Raw genomic sequence first — 16,238 nt, 5'->3', positions numbered from 1 at the left:
CCAGGGGGATCCAGGGAAGGCGGGTGCCGGCCGGGCGTCAGGGCCGGCCGGCGGCCCGGGGCCCGGGCCGCCGGGCCAGGAGGGCCGTGACCATGCCCAGGATCCCGGCGCCGGCCAGCACCCCGTACATCACGGAAAAGGACCAGGTCTCCAGGATCCAGCCCAGTACCGCCAGCCCGGCGCCCACCCCCAGGTCGATGGCATTGGCCAGCCACCCCGCCGCCAGGCCGCGGCGGTGGGCCGGAGCCCCGCCCACCGCCGCCGTCACCAGCGCCGTGTGGGCGATGCCGTAGCCCGCCGCCAGGACCGCCGCGGCGCCGTAGACCGCCGTCACCGGTGCAGCCGCGGCCAGCGCCCCTTCGCCCGCTGCCATCAGGCCGAAGCCCAGGACCAGCAGCCGGTGGGCCAGGGACGGGGCGGCAGCTTCCAATCCGCCGCCGGCCCGCCGGTCGAGCCAGCTGCCGGCAGCGTAGCGCGCCCCCATGGCCACCAGGGCGAAAAGGGCCAGCCAGCCGCCCGCCCAGAATCCGGCCCCCTGGGCATGGAGCACGGTCAGGTTCAGGGCGGCGCCGAAGATCATGCCCGTCAGGGTACCCAGCACGAGAAAGGACCCGGGCAGCGGCAGCCGCCCGGCGCGGTGGGGTGCCCCGCCGGTGGCGACCTCCTGTGCGGTGGCGGGAACCGCCGGTGCCCCCCGGGGGTCCCTGGTGGAGGCGGGCCCGGCCATGGCGGCCGGATGCGCGGTGCCGGCAGCCGGGGACGGGGGCCCCTCCGGTCCGGCGCCGGCGTTGGCTTCGGGGGCGGGTTGAGCCCGAGGGGAAGGGCCTGCCCCGCCTACGGCCGGAACGGGCGGCCCCCCGGCGGCGGCCGCCCCGTGGCCCGGGCGGCGCGCCGCCGGGTTCCCGGGCTCCCGCCGGGTGCGGGCCGGTCCGGCCAGCGCCAGCGCCAGGGCCATGGCCACGACCGCTGCCGTGCCGGCGAACAGGCCCGTTCGTCCCAGGTGATGCCACGCCCACTCGCCCAGGTTGGTCCCGGCCAGGACGCCGCCGGTGTCGGCCAGCCCCTGCAGGGCCAGGGCCCGGGCCCGCTGGGCCGGTGGGGCCAGCGCCGCCATCAGGGCCTGGCTGGAGACCACCAGGCCCGCCAGGGAGGTACCCTGGAGGGTGCGGGCGGCGAGTTCGGCGGCGGGGTTGCGGGAGACGGCGAAGAGAAGGGCGCCGGCTAGCCCTGCCCCCAGGCTGGCCACGAGCAGCGGCCGGTGACCGCGGCGATCGCCCCAGGCGGCCAGGAAGGGCCGCTGGAGCATGGCGGACAGGCCCATCCATCCCACCAGGAAGCCGATCCAGCCTTCGCCGGCCCCGCCGGCGGCCAGGGCCAGGGGCAGGCCGGTGGCGAGCATGTCCAGGGAGATGAAATACAGCCAGGCGACGGCGGCAATGACGTAGACGGCTGCTGGCAAGAGGGCCACCTCCGGCAAACATCCGCCCACGTTCGCTCCCGCCGTGCCGGGTTCCTGCCGGAGGCCGGGGCGGCCCGGTGGGGGGCGGCCCCGCGGTCAGGGCCGGTCCGGGTTCGGCAAGCCGGGAAAGGCAGGCGGGCGCCTCCGTGCCGGCCGGTCCAGCGGGTCGTGGCGGGGGCCGCGTCCCGGAGGCAGGCTCAGCCGCCTCCTGCCGGTGTGCTCAGGCGAAGACGGGGGAGAGGTCGATCTCGTCGATCCGCGGGTGCAGGGCGGCGTTGAGGCCGCTGGCCACCACCGTGGCCATCTCCTCGACGAAGACGTCGATCTCCTTGGGGGTCACCATCAGGTCGCCCACGGCCGGTCCCAGCACCTCTTCGATCAGCCGCCGCTTGTCCGCCTCGGGCATCTGCCCCAGGGTGCGGAAGAGGGTGGACTGGGACTGCAGGGACCGGGTCAGGGCGTCCAGGGTGTCGTAGGCGATGGTGTGGGCATGGACCACCGTAGGCACCCCGATGGCGATGACCGGGATCCCCAGGGTCTCCCGGGTCACCGCCGCCCGGTGGTTGCCCACCCCCGAACCGGGGTGGATGCCCGTATCGGCGATCTGGACGGTGGTCATGATGCGCTCGATGTTGCGGGCGGCCAGGGCGTCCACGGCGATGACCATGTCGGGCCGGATCTGCTGCACGATGCCGCGGATGACGTCGCCCGTCTCGATGCCCGTCAGCCCCAGCACGCCAGGAGCCAGGGCGGCCACGGAGCGCAGGCCGCCCTTGAGATCTTCTGGCACGTACTCCTGCAGGTGGCGGGTGACCAGCAGGCGGTGGACCACCTCAGGCCCCAGGGAATCGGGCGTGGCGTTCCAGTTGCCCAGGCCGACGACAAAGAAGGAGGCATCGGGCCGGTCCGGCAGCATGGCCGCCAGCTCCCGGGCCAGTACGTTGGCGACCCGCTCCTGCAGTTCCCGGTCCCGCTTGCGAAAGCCCGGTGATTCGATGGTGACGTACCGGCCGGGGGGCTTCCCCAGGCGGCGCGCCGCCTCGGGGCTCGTGACCGTGACCCGGGTGACCAGGTAGCCCTGGCCGCGCTCTTCCTCCACCTGGACCCCGGGCATCGGCTGGGAGGTGCCGATGGCCTCCAGGGCCAGGTCGGTGCGGACGAACCCGGCCGGGTTGCCCCCGGCCAGGTTGCCGGGACCGCCGGCGGCAAGGGACGGGGCCGCCGGCGGCGCATCCCCGGCCTGCGCGGCGGCGGCCGGTGGGGCTGACAGGTCCGGGCCTGCCGCCATCCCTGGGCCGCTGCCACCCCAGGGCACCCCACCCGCCCCCGGGCGCGCCGCGTTCCAGCCCGCACCGCGCCGGCGTTCAGCCATCCGCTCCAGGTTGCCGCGTTCCCCCTGGACCCTTCTGTCCCGCGGTCCCGTCACCGGGCCATCCCTCCGTTTCCGCCTCTTTAAGGTCTCCCGGGGTCACGGGCCCTTATCCCGGCCCGTCCTGGTTGGGCCCCGCGTCGCTGGGCACGGGGCGCCGGCCGGGCGGCGCCAAGCCGGCCCCGGGGGAGGAAGACGGCGCCCCAGGGGCCACGGCGCGCGGCGGCCTGCTGCGGGCTCGCCGCCCGGCGCCCCGGATGCCCCGCCGGCAGGCCGAGGGGCCGCATGGAGCGCGGGCGCGCCGCCTTGCAGCGGACCCGCCGCCCGGGGCACGAGCGTGCCGTGCGGGGCGAGGGCGCCAGGCCCGATCGGCTCCCCACGTTCCCGCTGTGGGCCCTGCGGTCTCCCGCTATGGGACTGTACCCGCGGTCTGGACGCCGTGCCAGAGAGTGGCGTGCCACCCGCCAGAACCGCCGGGCAGACTATGCCCGTTGATGGGCGGTCGCCACCGGCCGCTTCTTGTTGCGGGCAGCCTGCCCGCAGCCGCTGGCGGGGAGCCTGCCCGCCAGCCGCGCCCCTGGCGGGCGGCAAGCCAGCGGCCGTGACGGCGGCGGCCGCCGCCGGCCGTGACCGGGAAGGGAGGTGAGACCCGTGCAGAAGCGCTTGGGCCTGGCCTTTGCCGTCCTGTGCAGCGTGCCCTTCGTCATGGTCCTCAGCAATTCCATGCTGATCCCCGTGCTGCCCATGATGCGCGAGGCCATGGACCGGACCCTGTTCCAGATTGGGCTCATCATCACCGCCTTCTCCGTGCCGGCGGGGCTGTTCATCCCCATCGGCGGCTACCTTTCGGACCGGTGGGGCCGCAAGACGGTGATGATCCCCGGCCTGGTGGGGTTCGGACTGGGGGGCCTGGCAGCCGGCCTGGCGCCCCTCTTCGCCCGCGATCCCTACGGGTGGATCCTGGCGGGCCGGGTGCTGCAGGGACTTTCGGCCGGGGGGATGTACCAGGTGGCGCTGGCGGCGGCGGGCGACATGTTCCAAGGGGGTGCCCGTACCCGGGCCATGGGCATCCTGGAGGCCAGCAACGGGCTGGGCAAGATCGCCAGTCCCATTCTCGGGTCGGCCCTGTCGCTGCTGGCCTGGTATGCCCCCTTCTTCGCCTACCCGGCCCTGGCCGCCCTCTCCGCCCTGGGCCTGTGGTGGCTGGTGCCCGAACCGCAGCGCCCGGGGGAAGCGCCGGCGCCGGGGCCCTACCTGCGGCGCATGGGCCGGATCTTCCAGGCCAAGGGTGCCTCCCTGGCCGTCTCCTTTCTAGCGGGCTTCACCGCGCTGTTCATGCTCTTCGGCTTGCTCAGCGTGTATTCCGACTTGCTGGAGCGGCCCTTCGGCATCCGGGGATTCGTCAAGGGCCTGGTGGTGGCGATCCCCGTGGCGGTGGCGACCATCACCGCCTACGTCAGCGGCATCGTCCTCCAGGAAAGGCTGTCCCGGTACCTCAAGGCGGTGGTGGTGACGGGGCTGGCGATCCTGGCCCTGGGGACGGCCGCCCTCTTCCTGACCCGCCAGCTGGTTCCCATGGTGGCGGCCATCAGCGTCATGGGCCTGGGGTACGGCCTGGCGCTACCCGCCCTCAACACCCTGATCACCAGTTCGGTTGAGTCGGCCGAGCGCGGGGGGGTGACCGCCCTCTACGGCACCGTTCGCTTCTTCGGAGCGGCTCTGGGGCCGCCGGCCTTCGGCCTGCTGCTCCCCCTGGGCCGGGCGGCCATGTACCTGGGGAGTGCTGCAGCTGTCGCCGCCGTGCTGGGGCTGGTGGCCGCGTTCCTGCGCCAGGACGTGCTGCTAGAGCCCTTGCCCGCGCGGGCGGGCGACCGGCCGGCCGGAGCCCGGGCCCGGGCCGGAGGCGGGCTCCGGGATCCGCGGGCGGGGAGGTCCCTCCCGGAAAACGGCGGGCCGCCGGGCCGCCGGGGCGGCGCCGGGGCCGGAGGGACGCCCCGTCCCGCCGTGGCTCCGGCCCGCCCTGGGCTCCACCACGCCCCGGGTGCGGCTGCGGCGGCGGTGCCGGGGCGCGACGGCCTGGCCACGGACGCGGTCCCCGCCGGCGGCCGGGCCGGCCACCCGGGAGCACCGGGCGCCCCGCGCCGCGGGACGGGAAGGAGCGGGATCCCGCCCATCCCCCTGGGCCCCTGGAGCCGGGTGCGCAGCTCCTTCCCGCCCCGGCAAGGGATGAGTCCCGCTTCCTGAGCACCCGCTTCATGGGCCAAGGGCAAAGGAGGGAGAACAACGTGCTAAGCCATAAGGAGCTTCTCAACCTGCCGGACCTGCTGAATGCCCATGCGGCCATGATCGAGAAGGCCGAGGCAGAGCAGGCCATGTGCCAGGACGAGCAGCTGCGCCAGATCCTGCAGCGCCACAGCCAGGTCTACCGGCGGCACTACGGGCAGCTCCAGTGGATGCTGGACCGGGCCCGGGGCCAGGGCGCGGCCCAACCCCCCGCCGGCCACTACCACGGCGATGCCCGCTGGGTCCACGGCAACGGTCAGGCGACCCAGGGCTTTCCGTCCTTCGAACCGTACCGGCCGCCGGCGCCCCAGGGCCACCGGGTCAGCGACCGCACCCTGGCGGTGGGTTGCCTGGAGATGAACAAGCACGCCTGCCTGGCCACCACATGGACGGCCCTGGAGGCCGCCCACCCCGAGGCCCGGCGGGCCCTGCTGGACATCGCCCGGGACCACGCCGAGATGGCCTTCGAGCTCTTCCGGTATCTCCAGCAGCGCAACTGGTACGCCGTTCCCCAGGCCCCGGCGGAGATGGCTCGTCAAGTGGCCCAGGGCTTTCCGGGGGGCTATGCGGGTGCCGCCGCGCCGGGGACCCTGGGCCCGGCGGGTGCCTGGGCGCGCTAGGCGGCGAAGGGCTGCGGCTATGGCTGTGCCCGGCCGGCCGCCATCCCGCCCGTGGCCAGGAGGCTGCCGCGACAGGCGGCAGCCTCTGTCCTGGCCCGTCGGTCCTGTTCCGACCCCCTGGACCGGGGGCCGGCCGGGTCGGGGCCGCTGGACACAAAGCAAGCGGCGGGGCGCTGGCGCGACCCCGCCGCTTGCCGGGAGAGGAGAAACCGGAGGAAGAGCCTTGGGGAGGATCCGTGACGGATTGGCCTCCGCAGCTCTTGCAGTCGATAATATGGAGGAGCCGGGCGGCCCTTATTCACCGCAGGACGGGCGCCGGCCCATGGCAATTTCAGGGAGGACGGGTGGTGCGCGTCACGGGAGGCCGCTGGCGCGGCCGGCCCCTCAAGGTCCCGGCCGGGCGGCAGGTTCGTCCCACCACGGACCGGGTGCGCCAGGCGCTGTTCAACATCCTGGGGCGGGCGGTGGAAGGGGCCCGGGTCCTCGATCTCTTTGCGGGGACCGGCAGCCTGGCCATCGAAGCCCTGAGCCGGGGGGCACGGGAGGCTCTGTGCATCGAGTCCGATCCCCGGGTGGTGGCCGTCCTCAAAGCGAACCTGCACGCCGTGGGCGCGGGCGCCGGCGCGGCCGTCTGGCGGCAGGATGTCTTCGCCGCCGTTGCGAAACTTGCGGGCGGTTCCCGGGTCTTCGATCTGATCCTGGCCGATCCGCCCTATCGCCAGGGACTGGCGGCCCGGGTGGTGGCCGCCGTCGGGGATGGACGGCTGCTGGCGCCCGGCGGCCGGCTGGTGGTGGAGCACGATCCCCGGGAAGTCCTGCCGGACGGGGTCGCCGGGCTGGAGTGCGCCGACCGGCGCCGGTACGGCGACACGGCCCTGAGCTTTTACGTTTTGCCTGCCAGGAAAGGAGAGTCCCATGACCATCGCCCTCTGCCCGGGGAGCTTTGACCCGATCACCAACGGGCATCTGGACATCATCGAGCGGGCCAGCCGCCTGTTCGACCAGGTGCTGGTCACCGTGTTCATCAACTCGTCCAAGCAGCCCTGGTTCACGCCGGAGGAGCGGGTCGAGCTGGCCCGCCAGGCGACGGCCCACCTGCCCAACGTCTCCGTCGATGCCTATGACGGGCTGCTGGTGGAGTACGCCCGCCGCAAGGGCGCGCGGGTGATCGTCAAGGGGCTGCGGGCGGTCTCGGATTTCGAGTACGAGTTCCAGATGGCGCAGATCAACAAGCAGCTGGCCGGGGAGCTGGAGACGTTGTTCATGATGACCCGGCCGGAGAACGCCTACCTGAGTTCCAGCATCGTCAAGGAACTGGCCCGTTACGGGGTGGATCCGGCGGGCCTGGTCCCTGACGTGGTGCGGCCGGCCCTGGCCGCCCGGGCCGCCGAGCGGAGGAGGCGATGACGGTGGCGGATCACGAGCCCGCCCCGGAACGGGACCTGTACGTGCTCATCCGCGACTTCGAGCAGTTCGTCCATCATGCCAGCCGCGTGCCCCTGACGGGCAAGGTGATCCTGGATGAGGACGACGTCTACTCGTTCCTCGACCACCTGCGGCGCCTGGTGCCGGAGGAGATCGACCGGGCCCGCCGGCTGCTGGCCGACCGGGACCGGCTGCTGGAGCAGGCCCGGGCCGAGGCGGAGGCCATGGTGAAGCAGGCCAGCAGCTACGTGGAGCGCATGGCCCGGGAATCGGAGATCACCCGCAAGGCGGAAGAACAGGCCCGGCGGATGCTGGCCCAGGCGGAGGCCCGCTCGCGGGAGGTGCGGGCCTCTGCCAATGCCTACGCCGCCGACGTCCTGGACCGCCTGGAAGGGATCCTGCGCAAGGCGCTGGCCGCCGTGGCCGAGGGCCGGCAAGAACTGCAGGCCACCCTGCGGTCCGCCTCCCACCCTTCCGGGACGGCGGCCCGGGAAGCGGCTCCCACCCGGGAGGAGGAAGGGGTGGAGGATCCGGACGGCCAAGGGGCCGGCTGGGACGAGGAGGGCGGCGACTAGGGCGGCGGCTGGGCGGCCACGCCGGTGCAGCCATGGCGCATTCGCCGTACCGGCGCGGCCGTGGCCGGAGGGGGCCGGCGGGGCTCCCTGCGGCCCCCGGTCGTCAGCGCAAGCCCGACGCGGCGCGGGCGCGCAACAGCTGGGTCACCGCTGCCACGGCAGCCAGGGCGCCCACCGCCACCAGGAAGTGGAAGGCTCCCGCCACCAGCCGGCCCAGCCACGGCAGGGGGCCCGGCGCCGCCCAGGCCAGGGCCGGCAGGAAGGCGGGCGCGGCCACGGGAAACCAGGCCATCCACAAGGCGGTCAGGGCCCCGGCGGCGACGGCATGGAAGGCCCGCGCCGCGATGTAGGGGCCGATGCTCAAGCCGGTGCCCTGGATGATGGCCGCCACCTGGGCGTGGACGGAAAGCCCGCTCCAGGCGATGACGGCGCCGGCGATGACCAGGCGGTCGAAGAGGGGAGCCGGGGCCTGGGCGGCGGCCTGGGTGCCCAGGGTCAATTCGAACAGGCCGCTGATCAGGGACCGGGTCAGGGAAGGATCCAGGCCCAGGGGGTGCAGGACCAGGAGGAACAGGCCGCCGACGGCGGTCAGGATGCCGGCCCGGTCCAGCACCTGGATCACCACCGACATCAGGATGATCAGCCCGCCCACAAGAAGCAGCGTATTGATGGAATCGCGGACCGCGTCCCCCAGCACCTGGCCGAAGGGGCGGCCGTCTTCCCGGCGGGCGCGGACCATGGCGCGCCAGGCCCGGGCCAGCAGCCACCCTTCCTCCCCGTCCAGGGCTTCGCTGCGGTCGCTGCCGCCGCGCCAGAAGCGCAGGGCCAGGCCGGTGGCCAGCGCGCCCAGATAGTGGCCCGCCATGATGGGGCCCGCCACGGACGCCGTGCTGAACATGCCCACGGCCACGGCCCCTGCCATGAACAGCGGGTCGGCGGTGTTGCTGAAGCTCATGAGCCGCTCGGCCTCGGTCTTGCTGAGCAGCCCCTGCCGGCGCATCCGGGCGGTGATCACCGCACCCAGGGGATAGCCGCTGGCCAGGCCGACGGCCACCACGAAGGCCCCCGTGCCGGGGACGTTGAACAGGGGGCGCATGAAGGGCTCCATCAGGACGCCCATGAAGTGGACCACGCCAAGGGCCATGAGGATCTGGGCGCCGATGAAGAAGGGCAGCAGGGCCGGGAAGACCACGTCCCACCAGACCTTGAGTCCGGCCACGGCGGCCGCGAAGGCCGTCTCGGGATACACCACCATGGCGAGCACCAGGCCCACCACGGCGGCCACCAGCAAATGGGTAAGGGGTGACTCGCGCACGGGCATTCCCCCGCACCGGACCCGCCCCACTCCCCGGCGCCCGGGCACCGGGACGCAACCGCCGCCGCGGTACCTCCGGGAGGGCGGCGCACCGGCACGGCGGCCGGGGTGCCGCGGGTTCCTCCGGCAAGAGGCCCGGGCATGCCACGGGGTGGGGCGCACCAGCATGTATATGGACGGCCCGGAGGCGGTATACCGGGGTGCCCCGGGCCCGGGGCGGGACCGGCCCGGATGGCGCATACGGGCGGAACAGAGGCGGCGGCTGCAGAGGGAGGCGACGCGAGGGTGGACGGGAGGCCGTGGCCAAGGGGCCGAACCCCGGCCAGGCCCGGCCGGCAACGGGAGGGCAGCGGCCGGGAGCCCGGCGGGCGTGCCGGGCCGCCTGGCGTCTCCGGCCCGGGGGCAGGCGGTGGTGGCGCGAGGCCGGCCGGTCCCGGGGGCGGGCAGGGCCGTGCCGGTGGGGGAGGGCGCGTCGCCGGCGGCCCGGCAGGCCACCCGCGGCCGGCGCCGGCGGGGCCCGGCCCGGCGGGACGTGCGCCGGTGCCGCGGCCCGTCCCCAGGCTGGGGCGGTTTCTGGCCGTCCTGGTCGCGGCGGGGTTGCTGGGGTTTGGGGCGGCACGCCTGCCCACCCCCTGGCTTGTGGTGGAGCCTGGCCTGGCCGTGCCGGTGCCCGTGCAAGTGGTGCGCCCCCCAGGCACGCGCCCGGTGGTGACGACCCCCTTCTGGCTGGTCACCGTGGCGGCCCGCCCCGCCCGGCTGGGCGACGCCTGGACGGTGCTGCGCGATCCCGCGCGCAGCCTGGTCACGGCCCGGGCCCTGGGCGGGGATTCCCTGGACGAGGTGATGGCCGCCCAGCGCGCCGCCCTGGCCGCCAGCAAGGAGGCGGCCGCCGCTGCGGCCGCGGGGCTCATGGGGGTGGAACCCGGTACGGTGGCCGGGTTCCCCCTCCCCCCGGCCATTGCCGGTCCCTCCGGGGGCCTGGCCCTGGGCCTGGCGGCGGTGGACGCCCTTGCTCCCGGGGACCTGGCCGGCGGGCGCCGGGTGGGCGCCACGGGCACCCTATCTCCCGACGGCCGGGTAGGGCCCGTGGAAGGGGTGGAGCAGAAGTGGCGGGCGGCGGCCAGGGCGGGCCTGGACGTGCTGTTCGTGCCGGCTCGGGCGCCCGGCCCGGCACCGGGCAGCGCGCCCATGGTGGTGCGGGTATCGACCCTGGCGGCCGCCGTGGCCTGGCTTTGCCAGCAGGGGGGCCAGGGCCCGCCGTGTGACTGAAGGGCCAGCGCAACGCGATGAAGGGGGAACCGGCAGGGCCTGCCTCCGCGCCGGGAACCGCCGGCCCTGGGGACCGGCAGTACCGGGCGGAGCGGTCTTTTGACACCCCTGCCGCGCCTTTCTATAATGATCCCGTTGTGTAGCGAGGGACGAGGAACATGGCCGATCCGCTGGTCATCGACGTGGAAGCCCTGACCCGGCAGCGCGGGCTGCAGTCGACGGGCACCGTGGTGGCGCCCATCGAGCCCATTTCCGTGCCGGGCGGCGACATCGCCGCCCATGGGCCCATCCGGTTGCATTACCGGCTGACCCACACGGGCGAGGGCCGCATCTGGCTGGAAGCGGACCTGGCCGCCCGGGCCCGGCTGACCTGCGATCGCTGTCTCGACTCCTTCGAGGCGAACCTGCACACCCGCTACGAGGAGGAGTTCCTGCCCCGGCCGCCGGGTGCCGGCGCCGGGGACGAGCCCGAGGATGCGGGCGACACGCGGGTGGCCTACTACGACAACCACCAGGTGGACCTGCGGGAGGGGATCCGCCAGAACCTGATCCTGGCGGTGCCCGCCAAGCAGCTTTGCCGGTGGGGGTGCCGCGGCCTCTGTCCCCGCTGCGGCAAGAACCTGAACGAAGGGCCCTGCGACTGCCGGGACGAGGACCTGGACCCCCGGCTGGCGGCCCTGGACCAGTGGTTGCGCGAGCACGGCAAGGGGGAGGAAGGGGATCATGGCGGTTCCGAAGCATAAGACGTCCAAGTCCCGCCGGGACAAGCGGCGGACCCACTGGAAGCTGTCGGCCCCGGCGGTGGTGGAGTGCCCGCAGTGCCACCAGCCCAAGCGGCCGCACCGGGTATGCCCCAACTGCGGCTACTACGACGGCCGGGTGGCGGTGCAGAAGGAATCCTGACGAGGCATCCTGACGCCGGACGGGCCCAGGATCGTGGCCGGTGCCGCGGGCGGCCTGGGCCCCGGTTGCGAGGGTGAAGCCGGATGGGCCGGTGGGGCCATCCGGTTTTTGTTTTCGCGTGGGGTGGCCGCGCCCGCGTGGCCGAGCCCGGGTTGCCATGGGGGCGCGGCCTGGAAGCCATTTCCCGGCTTGGCACGGCGGGTGGCCTCGCGTATACTGGCGGTAGTTTTGTCCGGGTTATAAGGGCAGGTCTTAACACCGGAGGTTATGACCAGGTGGGAAATACGCGACCGCCCCTGAACTTGACCGTGCCCTCCGGTCCGTCCGGGTCGCCGCCGGAGACCCCGGCCGGGTCCCCGCGTCGCGGGCTGCCCGGATCCGCCGGCGGTCGCGACTCCCGCGCCACGCGGCAGGCCCGGCTGGTGCAGGTTCTCCAGGAGAACCCCTTCCTGACCGACGAGGAACTGGCCGAGCGCTTTCACGTCAGCGTGGCCACCATCCGCCTGGACCGCATGCGCCTGGGGATTCCGGCGGTGCGGGAGCGGGTGCGGGCTGTGGCGGAACGGGTCCACGGCCGCGTCCGCGCCCTGCCCCTCCAGGAGATCGTGGGCGAGCTGGTCGACCTGGAGCTGGGCAAGTTCGGCATCTCCATCCTCGAGACCACCCCCGAGATGGCCTTCGCCCGCACCCGCCTGGTCCGCAGCCAGTACATCCTGGCCCAGGCCGACTCCCTGGCCCTGGCCGTGGTGGATGCCGAGCTGGCCTGCATCTCCGTCGCCAACATCAAATACAAGAAGCCCGTCCAGGTCGGGCAGCGCCTGGTCGCCAGGGCGGTGGTGCTGCGCCACCGGCGGGACGGGGAACCGGTGGTGCTGGTGCAGACCCGGGCCGGCGACGAGACGGTCTTCCGGGGCAAGTTCGTCGTCCAGGTGCTGGCAGGTCCGGGGGCAGGACCCCGCGCGGCCGGGCCCCGGAAGTCCGGGGCGGAAGCTGCGGGCGGCGCCGGCTCCGGTGACGGGCGAGGGGAGGTGGAGCCGTGACGGGGACGGATCCGGGGATGCCGCGCCGGTGGCGGGTGGCCGTGGACGTCATGGGCGGCGACGGCGCGCCCTCGGTGCCCGTGGCGGCCGGCCTGGCCGCCGCGGCCCGGTGGCCGGTGGACATCCTCTGGCTGGGCCCCCAGGAGCGGGTGGCGGCGGAACTGCGCCGCCAGGGCGCAGGCTCGCCGCCGCCCGGCCGGATCGTCCACGCCTCCCAGGTGATCGAGGCCGGCGATTCGCCGGTGGCGGCCCTGCGGCGCAAGCAGGACTCGTCCATCGCCGTGGGCATGCGCCTGCTGCGGGAGGGGGAGGCCGACGCCTTCGTCTCGGCGGGCAGCACCGGTGCCCTGATGGCCGCCGGCAAGCTCATGCTGGGGACCCTGCCGGGGGTGGCCCGCCCGGCCCTGGCCGCCGTGCTGCCCACCCTGGACGGCCGCGGTTTCCTCATGCTGGATCTGGGCGCCAGTGCGGAAGCCGATCCCGAGCAGCTGGTCCAGTACGCCGTCATGGGTGCCGTCTATGCGCGGGAGGTGCTGGAGCGGCCCTCCCCGCGGGTGGCCCTGCTGAACATCGGCAGCGAGGCCGGCAAGGGGAACCGGCTCTACCGCGAGACCTATGAGCGCCTGGCCTCCAGCGGGCTCCCCTTCGCCGGCAACGTGGAGGCCCGCGAGCTCTTCGCCGGCAAGGCGGATGTGGTGGTTTGCGACGGTTTTACCGGCAACGTCGCCCTCAAGGCCATGGAGGGTGCAGGAGAGGCCTGCTGGAAGCTGCTCAAGGCCGAGGTGGCGCGCCGGCCTCTCGCCCGGGTCGCCGCCCTGCTGCTGCGCCCCGTCCTTCTGGGCGTGCGCCGGCGGCTGGATTACGGCGAGTACGGCGCGGCGCTCTTCCTGGGCCTTGACGGCCTGGTGTTCAAGTGTCATGGCTCGTCGGACGCCCGGGCCCTGGCCAACGGCATCGGGGTGGCGGTGAAGGCGTGCCAGGGACGCCTGCTCCACCGCATCGGCGAGTCCATCGGCAAGGAGGACGGTGAAGCCCTTGGTCGCGGCCGGTAGAGGGGTGACCATCGCCGGCATCGGCGCCTGCGTGCCGCCGGTGGTGGTGACCAACGACCACCTGGCTGAGGTGGTGGAGACGGACGACGAATGGATCCGCACCCGCACGGGGATCCGCCAGCGGCGGGTGGCCGATCCGGACACCGCCACGTCCGACCTGGCGGAGGTGGCAGCCCGGCGGGCCCTGGAGGAGGCCCAGGTCCGCCCGGAGCAGGTGGACCTGATCATCGTCGCCACGGTGACGCCGGACATGCCCTTCCCGTCGACGGCCTGCCTGCTGCAGGACCGCCTGGGCGCCACGCGCGCGGCCGGGTTCGACCTGGAAGCGGCCTGCTCGGGATTCGTCTATGCCCTGGCGGCGGGAGCCCAGTTCGTGGCGGCGGGTCTCTACGACACCGTGCTGGTGGTGGGGGCCGAGACCCTGTCCAAGATCATCGACTGGAGCGACCGGCGCACCTGCGTGCTGCTGGGTGACGGCGCGGGCGCGGCGGTCTTGCGCCCGGCGCCTCCCGGCGAGGGCATCCTGGGCCTCTACCTGGGCGCCGACGGCTCGGGAGGGGACCTGCTCAAGCAGCCGGCCGGCGGGTCGCGCCTCCCGGCGTCGTCCGAGACCGTGGCCCGGGGCCTCCACTACGTGCAGATGAACGGCCGGGAGGTCTTCAAGTTCGCGGTCAAGACCATGGGGGACGCCGCCCAGGCCGCCCTGGCCCAGGCCGGCCTGCGCTTTGAGGACGTGGACCTGTACATACCCCACCAGGCCAACTACCGCATCATCGAATCGTCGGCCCGGCGGTTCGACCTTCCCCTGGACCGGGTGGTGGTGAACATCGACCGCTACGGCAACACCTCGGCGGCTTCCATCCCCGTGGCCCTGGACGAGGCCCTGTCCGCAGGCCGCGTGCGCGCAGGGCAGACGGTGCTGCTGGTCGCCTTCGGCGGCGGCCTGACCTGGGGGGCCGCCGTCGTCCGCTGGGGCTATGACCGGCCCGCGGCCCGGCCGCTGGAGATGCCGGGCCGGCAGCCCGAGTACGGCCTGCCCGCCTGGATTCGCGAGCAGGCGGCCCGGGGCCGGGCGCGGCTGGACGGGACGAACCCGGCCCGGCCGGCCGGCGCTCCACCCGCAGCCCGGGCCGCCCTGGATCCGGCGGCGGTGGCCGCGGCCGGCGGGGCCGGGGGCGGACCGGCCCCGGGGGGTGAGCAGGCGCCATGAGCGGCACCGCCGTGGTGTTCCCCGGCCAGGGCGCCCAGTACGTGGGCATGGGCAAGGACCTCTACGAGCAGTTCCCCGAGGCCCGGGAGGTCTTCGCGGAGGCTTCGGCCGCCGCCGGCTTCGACGTGGCCCGTCTCTGCTTCGAAGGCCCGGAGGACCAGCTGCAGCTGACCGAGTTCCAGCAGCCCGCCTTGCTGGCGGTGGGCGTTGCCTGCTGGCGGGTGCTGGCCGCCCGCGGGCTGGAGCCCGCCATGGCGGCAGGCCTCTCCCTGGGCGAGTACGGGGCCCTGGTGGCGGCGGGGGTGCTGGAGCTGGCCGATGCGGCCCGGGTGGTGCGGTTGCGGGGCAAGTTCATGCAGGAGGCGGTCCCGCCGGGCGAAGGGGCCATGGCCGCCCTGCTGGGCCTGGAGGCCGGCACCGTGGAGAACATCTGCCGCCAGGTGATGGACGCGGGCGCCGGGGTGGTGGAACCCGCCAACTACAATTGTCCCGGCCAGATCGTGGTGGCCGGCCAGCGGGCCGCCGTGGAGGCGGCGGTGGAGCGGGCCCGGGCGGCCGGGGCCCGCCGGGCGGTGCTCCTGCCCGTCAGCGCGCCCTTCCACTGCCGGCTGATGGAACCGGCCGCCCGGCGGCTGGCCGGTGTCCTGGCGGAGGTGCCCTTCCGGCCGGCCCGCATCCCGGTGGTGGCCAACGTGACGGCCGAGCCGGTGACGGACCCGGAGCGGATCCGGGAGCTTTTGGTCCAGCAGGTTGACCACCCCGTGCGCTGGGAGCAGTCGGTGCGCCGGATGCAACGGGAAGGGATCACGCGGCTGGTGGAGATGGGGCCCGGCAAGACCCTCACGGGTTTCGCCCGGCGCATCGACAAGCACCTGGAGGCCGTCGCCGCCGGCACTGCGGAGGAAATCCTGGCGCTGGTTGCCCCTCCGGAAGGGGGTTTGCTAGCATGAACCTTGATCGCCGGACGGCCCTGGTGACGGGTGGCTCCCGCGGCATCGGGCGGGCCATCGCGGAGGCGCTGGCCGCGGCGGGGGCCCGGGTCGCCCTCAACTACCGGTCCTCGGCGGCCGCCGCCGAGGAGGTGGTCGCCGCGATCCGGGACCGGGGCGGCGAAGCCGTGGCCTTCCAGGCGGACGTGGCCGACGGGGATCAGGCCACGCGCCTGGTGGAGCAGGCGGCCGATGCCTTCGGTGGGCGCCTGGACATCCTGGTCAACAACGCCGGCATCACCCGGGACGGCCTGATCCTGCGGATGAAGCCGGAACAGTGGGACGAGGTGCTGAACACCAACCTGCGCAGCCTGTTCTTCACCTGCAAGGCGGCGGCGCGGGTCATGCTGCGGCAGCGCTCGGGGCGGATCATCAACATCACGTCGGTGGTAGGCCTGACCGGCAACGCCGGCCAGGCCAATTACGTGGCGGCCAAGGCGGGGGTCGTGGGCCTGACCAAGGCCCTGGCCCGGGAGCTGGGGTCCCGCGGCATCACCGTCAACGCCATCGCCCCGGGCCTGATCGCCACCGACATGACGGGCGAGCTGGCGCCGGAGTACCGGGACGCCCTCGCCCAGCGCATCGCCCTGGGGCGGCTGGGCACGCCGGAAGACGTCGCTCACGCCGCCGTTTTTCTGGCTTCCGATGCGGCCGCCTATATCACCGGACAGGTGCTGGTGGTGGACGGCGGCCTGTCCCTGGGGTGAGCCGGCCGGGAGCCCGGCCCCG

At 74.3% G+C, this 16,238-nt stretch carries 16 protein-coding genes; 13 read left to right on the top strand and 3 right to left on the bottom strand.

What is annotated here, in order from left to right; all coding sequences use genetic code 11:
• Positions 1-37 precede the first annotated feature (37 nt).
• Both THESUDRAFT_RS11760 and gpr read right to left on the bottom strand, forming a co-directional pair.
• Positions 38-1,468, bottom strand: a complete 1,431-nt coding sequence (locus tag THESUDRAFT_RS11760; protein ID WP_423219093.1) for an MFS transporter — start codon at positions 1,466-1,468, stop codon at positions 38-40.
• 211 nt (positions 1,469-1,679) lie between these two features.
• The gene (gene gpr, locus THESUDRAFT_RS11755) at positions 1,680-2,885 is read right to left on the bottom strand and encodes a GPR endopeptidase (protein WP_006905017.1); all 1,206 of its coding nucleotides are present in this window, start codon (positions 2,883-2,885) and stop codon (positions 1,680-1,682) included.
• A 594-nt stretch (positions 2,886-3,479) separates the two neighbouring features.
• Between gpr and THESUDRAFT_RS11750 the strand changes: the two genes are divergently transcribed.
• The 5 genes from THESUDRAFT_RS11750 to THESUDRAFT_RS11730 all read left to right on the top strand — a co-directional run bounded on the left by THESUDRAFT_RS11750 (position 3,480) and on the right by THESUDRAFT_RS11730 (position 7,731).
• Positions 3,480-5,072 (top strand): MFS transporter, encoded by a 1,593-nt coding sequence (locus THESUDRAFT_RS11750; protein WP_006905015.1) that lies wholly within the window; start codon positions 3,480-3,482, stop codon positions 5,070-5,072.
• A 41-nt stretch (positions 5,073-5,113) separates the two neighbouring features.
• On the top strand, positions 5,114-5,731 hold the full coding sequence (locus THESUDRAFT_RS11745) for a spore coat protein (protein ID WP_006905014.1): 618 nt from the start codon (positions 5,114-5,116) through the stop codon (positions 5,729-5,731).
• Positions 5,732-6,078: 347 nt separating this feature from the next.
• On the top strand, positions 6,079-6,678 hold the full coding sequence (gene rsmD / locus THESUDRAFT_RS11740; RefSeq protein ID WP_006905013.1) for a 16S rRNA (guanine(966)-N(2))-methyltransferase RsmD: 600 nt from the start codon (positions 6,079-6,081) through the stop codon (positions 6,676-6,678).
• Positions 6,647-7,138: a pantetheine-phosphate adenylyltransferase gene (gene coaD, locus THESUDRAFT_RS11735; RefSeq protein WP_006905012.1), complete on the top strand. Its 492-nt coding sequence runs from the start codon at positions 6,647-6,649 to the stop codon at positions 7,136-7,138. The genes rsmD and coaD overlap by 32 nt, the downstream gene beginning before the upstream one ends.
• A complete protein-coding gene (locus THESUDRAFT_RS11730) occupies positions 7,135-7,731 on the top strand; it encodes an ATP synthase subunit B family protein (RefSeq protein ID WP_006905011.1) in 597 nt (198 codons plus the stop codon). The genes coaD and THESUDRAFT_RS11730 overlap by 4 nt, the downstream gene beginning before the upstream one ends.
• A gap of 103 nt (positions 7,732-7,834) precedes the next feature.
• On the opposite strand, the gene ylbJ is transcribed toward THESUDRAFT_RS11730, so the two are convergent.
• The gene (ylbJ, locus tag THESUDRAFT_RS11725) at positions 7,835-9,052 is read right to left on the bottom strand and encodes a sporulation integral membrane protein YlbJ (protein ID WP_040827678.1); all 1,218 of its coding nucleotides are present in this window, start codon (positions 9,050-9,052) and stop codon (positions 7,835-7,837) included.
• 534 nt (positions 9,053-9,586) lie between these two features.
• Here ylbJ and THESUDRAFT_RS11720 point away from each other — a divergent pair.
• From THESUDRAFT_RS11720 to fabG, 8 genes are all read left to right on the top strand, one after another.
• Complete coding sequence (locus tag THESUDRAFT_RS11720) at positions 9,587-10,315, top strand: S16 family serine protease (RefSeq protein WP_006905009.1); 729 nt, start codon at positions 9,587-9,589, stop codon at positions 10,313-10,315.
• A gap of 158 nt (positions 10,316-10,473) precedes the next feature.
• Entirely contained in the window at positions 10,474-11,058 is a 585-nt protein-coding gene (locus THESUDRAFT_RS12550; protein WP_006905008.1) for a YceD family protein, read from the top strand.
• Positions 11,039-11,218: a 50S ribosomal protein L32 gene (gene rpmF, locus THESUDRAFT_RS11710; RefSeq protein WP_006905007.1), complete on the top strand. Its 180-nt coding sequence runs from the start codon at positions 11,039-11,041 to the stop codon at positions 11,216-11,218. Before THESUDRAFT_RS12550 ends, rpmF begins: the two co-directional genes overlap by 20 nt.
• 422 nt (positions 11,219-11,640) lie before the next feature.
• Positions 11,641-12,258, top strand: coding sequence for a transcription factor FapR (fapR, locus tag THESUDRAFT_RS14790; RefSeq protein ID WP_242823410.1), 618 nt, complete (start codon positions 11,641-11,643; stop codon positions 12,256-12,258).
• A complete protein-coding gene (gene plsX / locus THESUDRAFT_RS11700) occupies positions 12,255-13,310 on the top strand; it encodes a phosphate acyltransferase PlsX (protein WP_006905005.1) in 1,056 nt (351 codons plus the stop codon). The genes fapR and plsX overlap by 4 nt, the downstream gene beginning before the upstream one ends.
• Positions 13,285-14,520: a beta-ketoacyl-ACP synthase III gene (locus THESUDRAFT_RS11695; RefSeq protein WP_341349101.1), complete on the top strand. Its 1,236-nt coding sequence runs from the start codon at positions 13,285-13,287 to the stop codon at positions 14,518-14,520. The genes plsX and THESUDRAFT_RS11695 overlap by 26 nt, the downstream gene beginning before the upstream one ends.
• Positions 14,517-15,470 (top strand): ACP S-malonyltransferase, encoded by a 954-nt coding sequence (gene fabD, locus THESUDRAFT_RS11690; RefSeq protein WP_006905003.1) that lies wholly within the window; start codon positions 14,517-14,519, stop codon positions 15,468-15,470. The genes THESUDRAFT_RS11695 and fabD overlap by 4 nt, the downstream gene beginning before the upstream one ends.
• Positions 15,467-16,216, top strand: coding sequence for a 3-oxoacyl-[acyl-carrier-protein] reductase (gene fabG, locus THESUDRAFT_RS11685; protein WP_006905002.1), 750 nt, complete (start codon positions 15,467-15,469; stop codon positions 16,214-16,216). The genes fabD and fabG overlap by 4 nt, the downstream gene beginning before the upstream one ends.
• The last annotated feature ends 22 nt before the right edge of the window (positions 16,217-16,238 follow it).

It is taken from the genome of Thermaerobacter subterraneus DSM 13965 (genome assembly GCF_000183545.2).
In the GTDB taxonomy this organism is placed as follows: domain Bacteria; phylum Bacillota; class Sulfobacillia; order Thermaerobacterales; family Thermaerobacteraceae; genus Thermaerobacter; species Thermaerobacter subterraneus.
The sequence above is the reverse complement of the archived record's forward strand: the minus strand, read 5'-3'. Positions and strand labels throughout refer to the sequence as shown.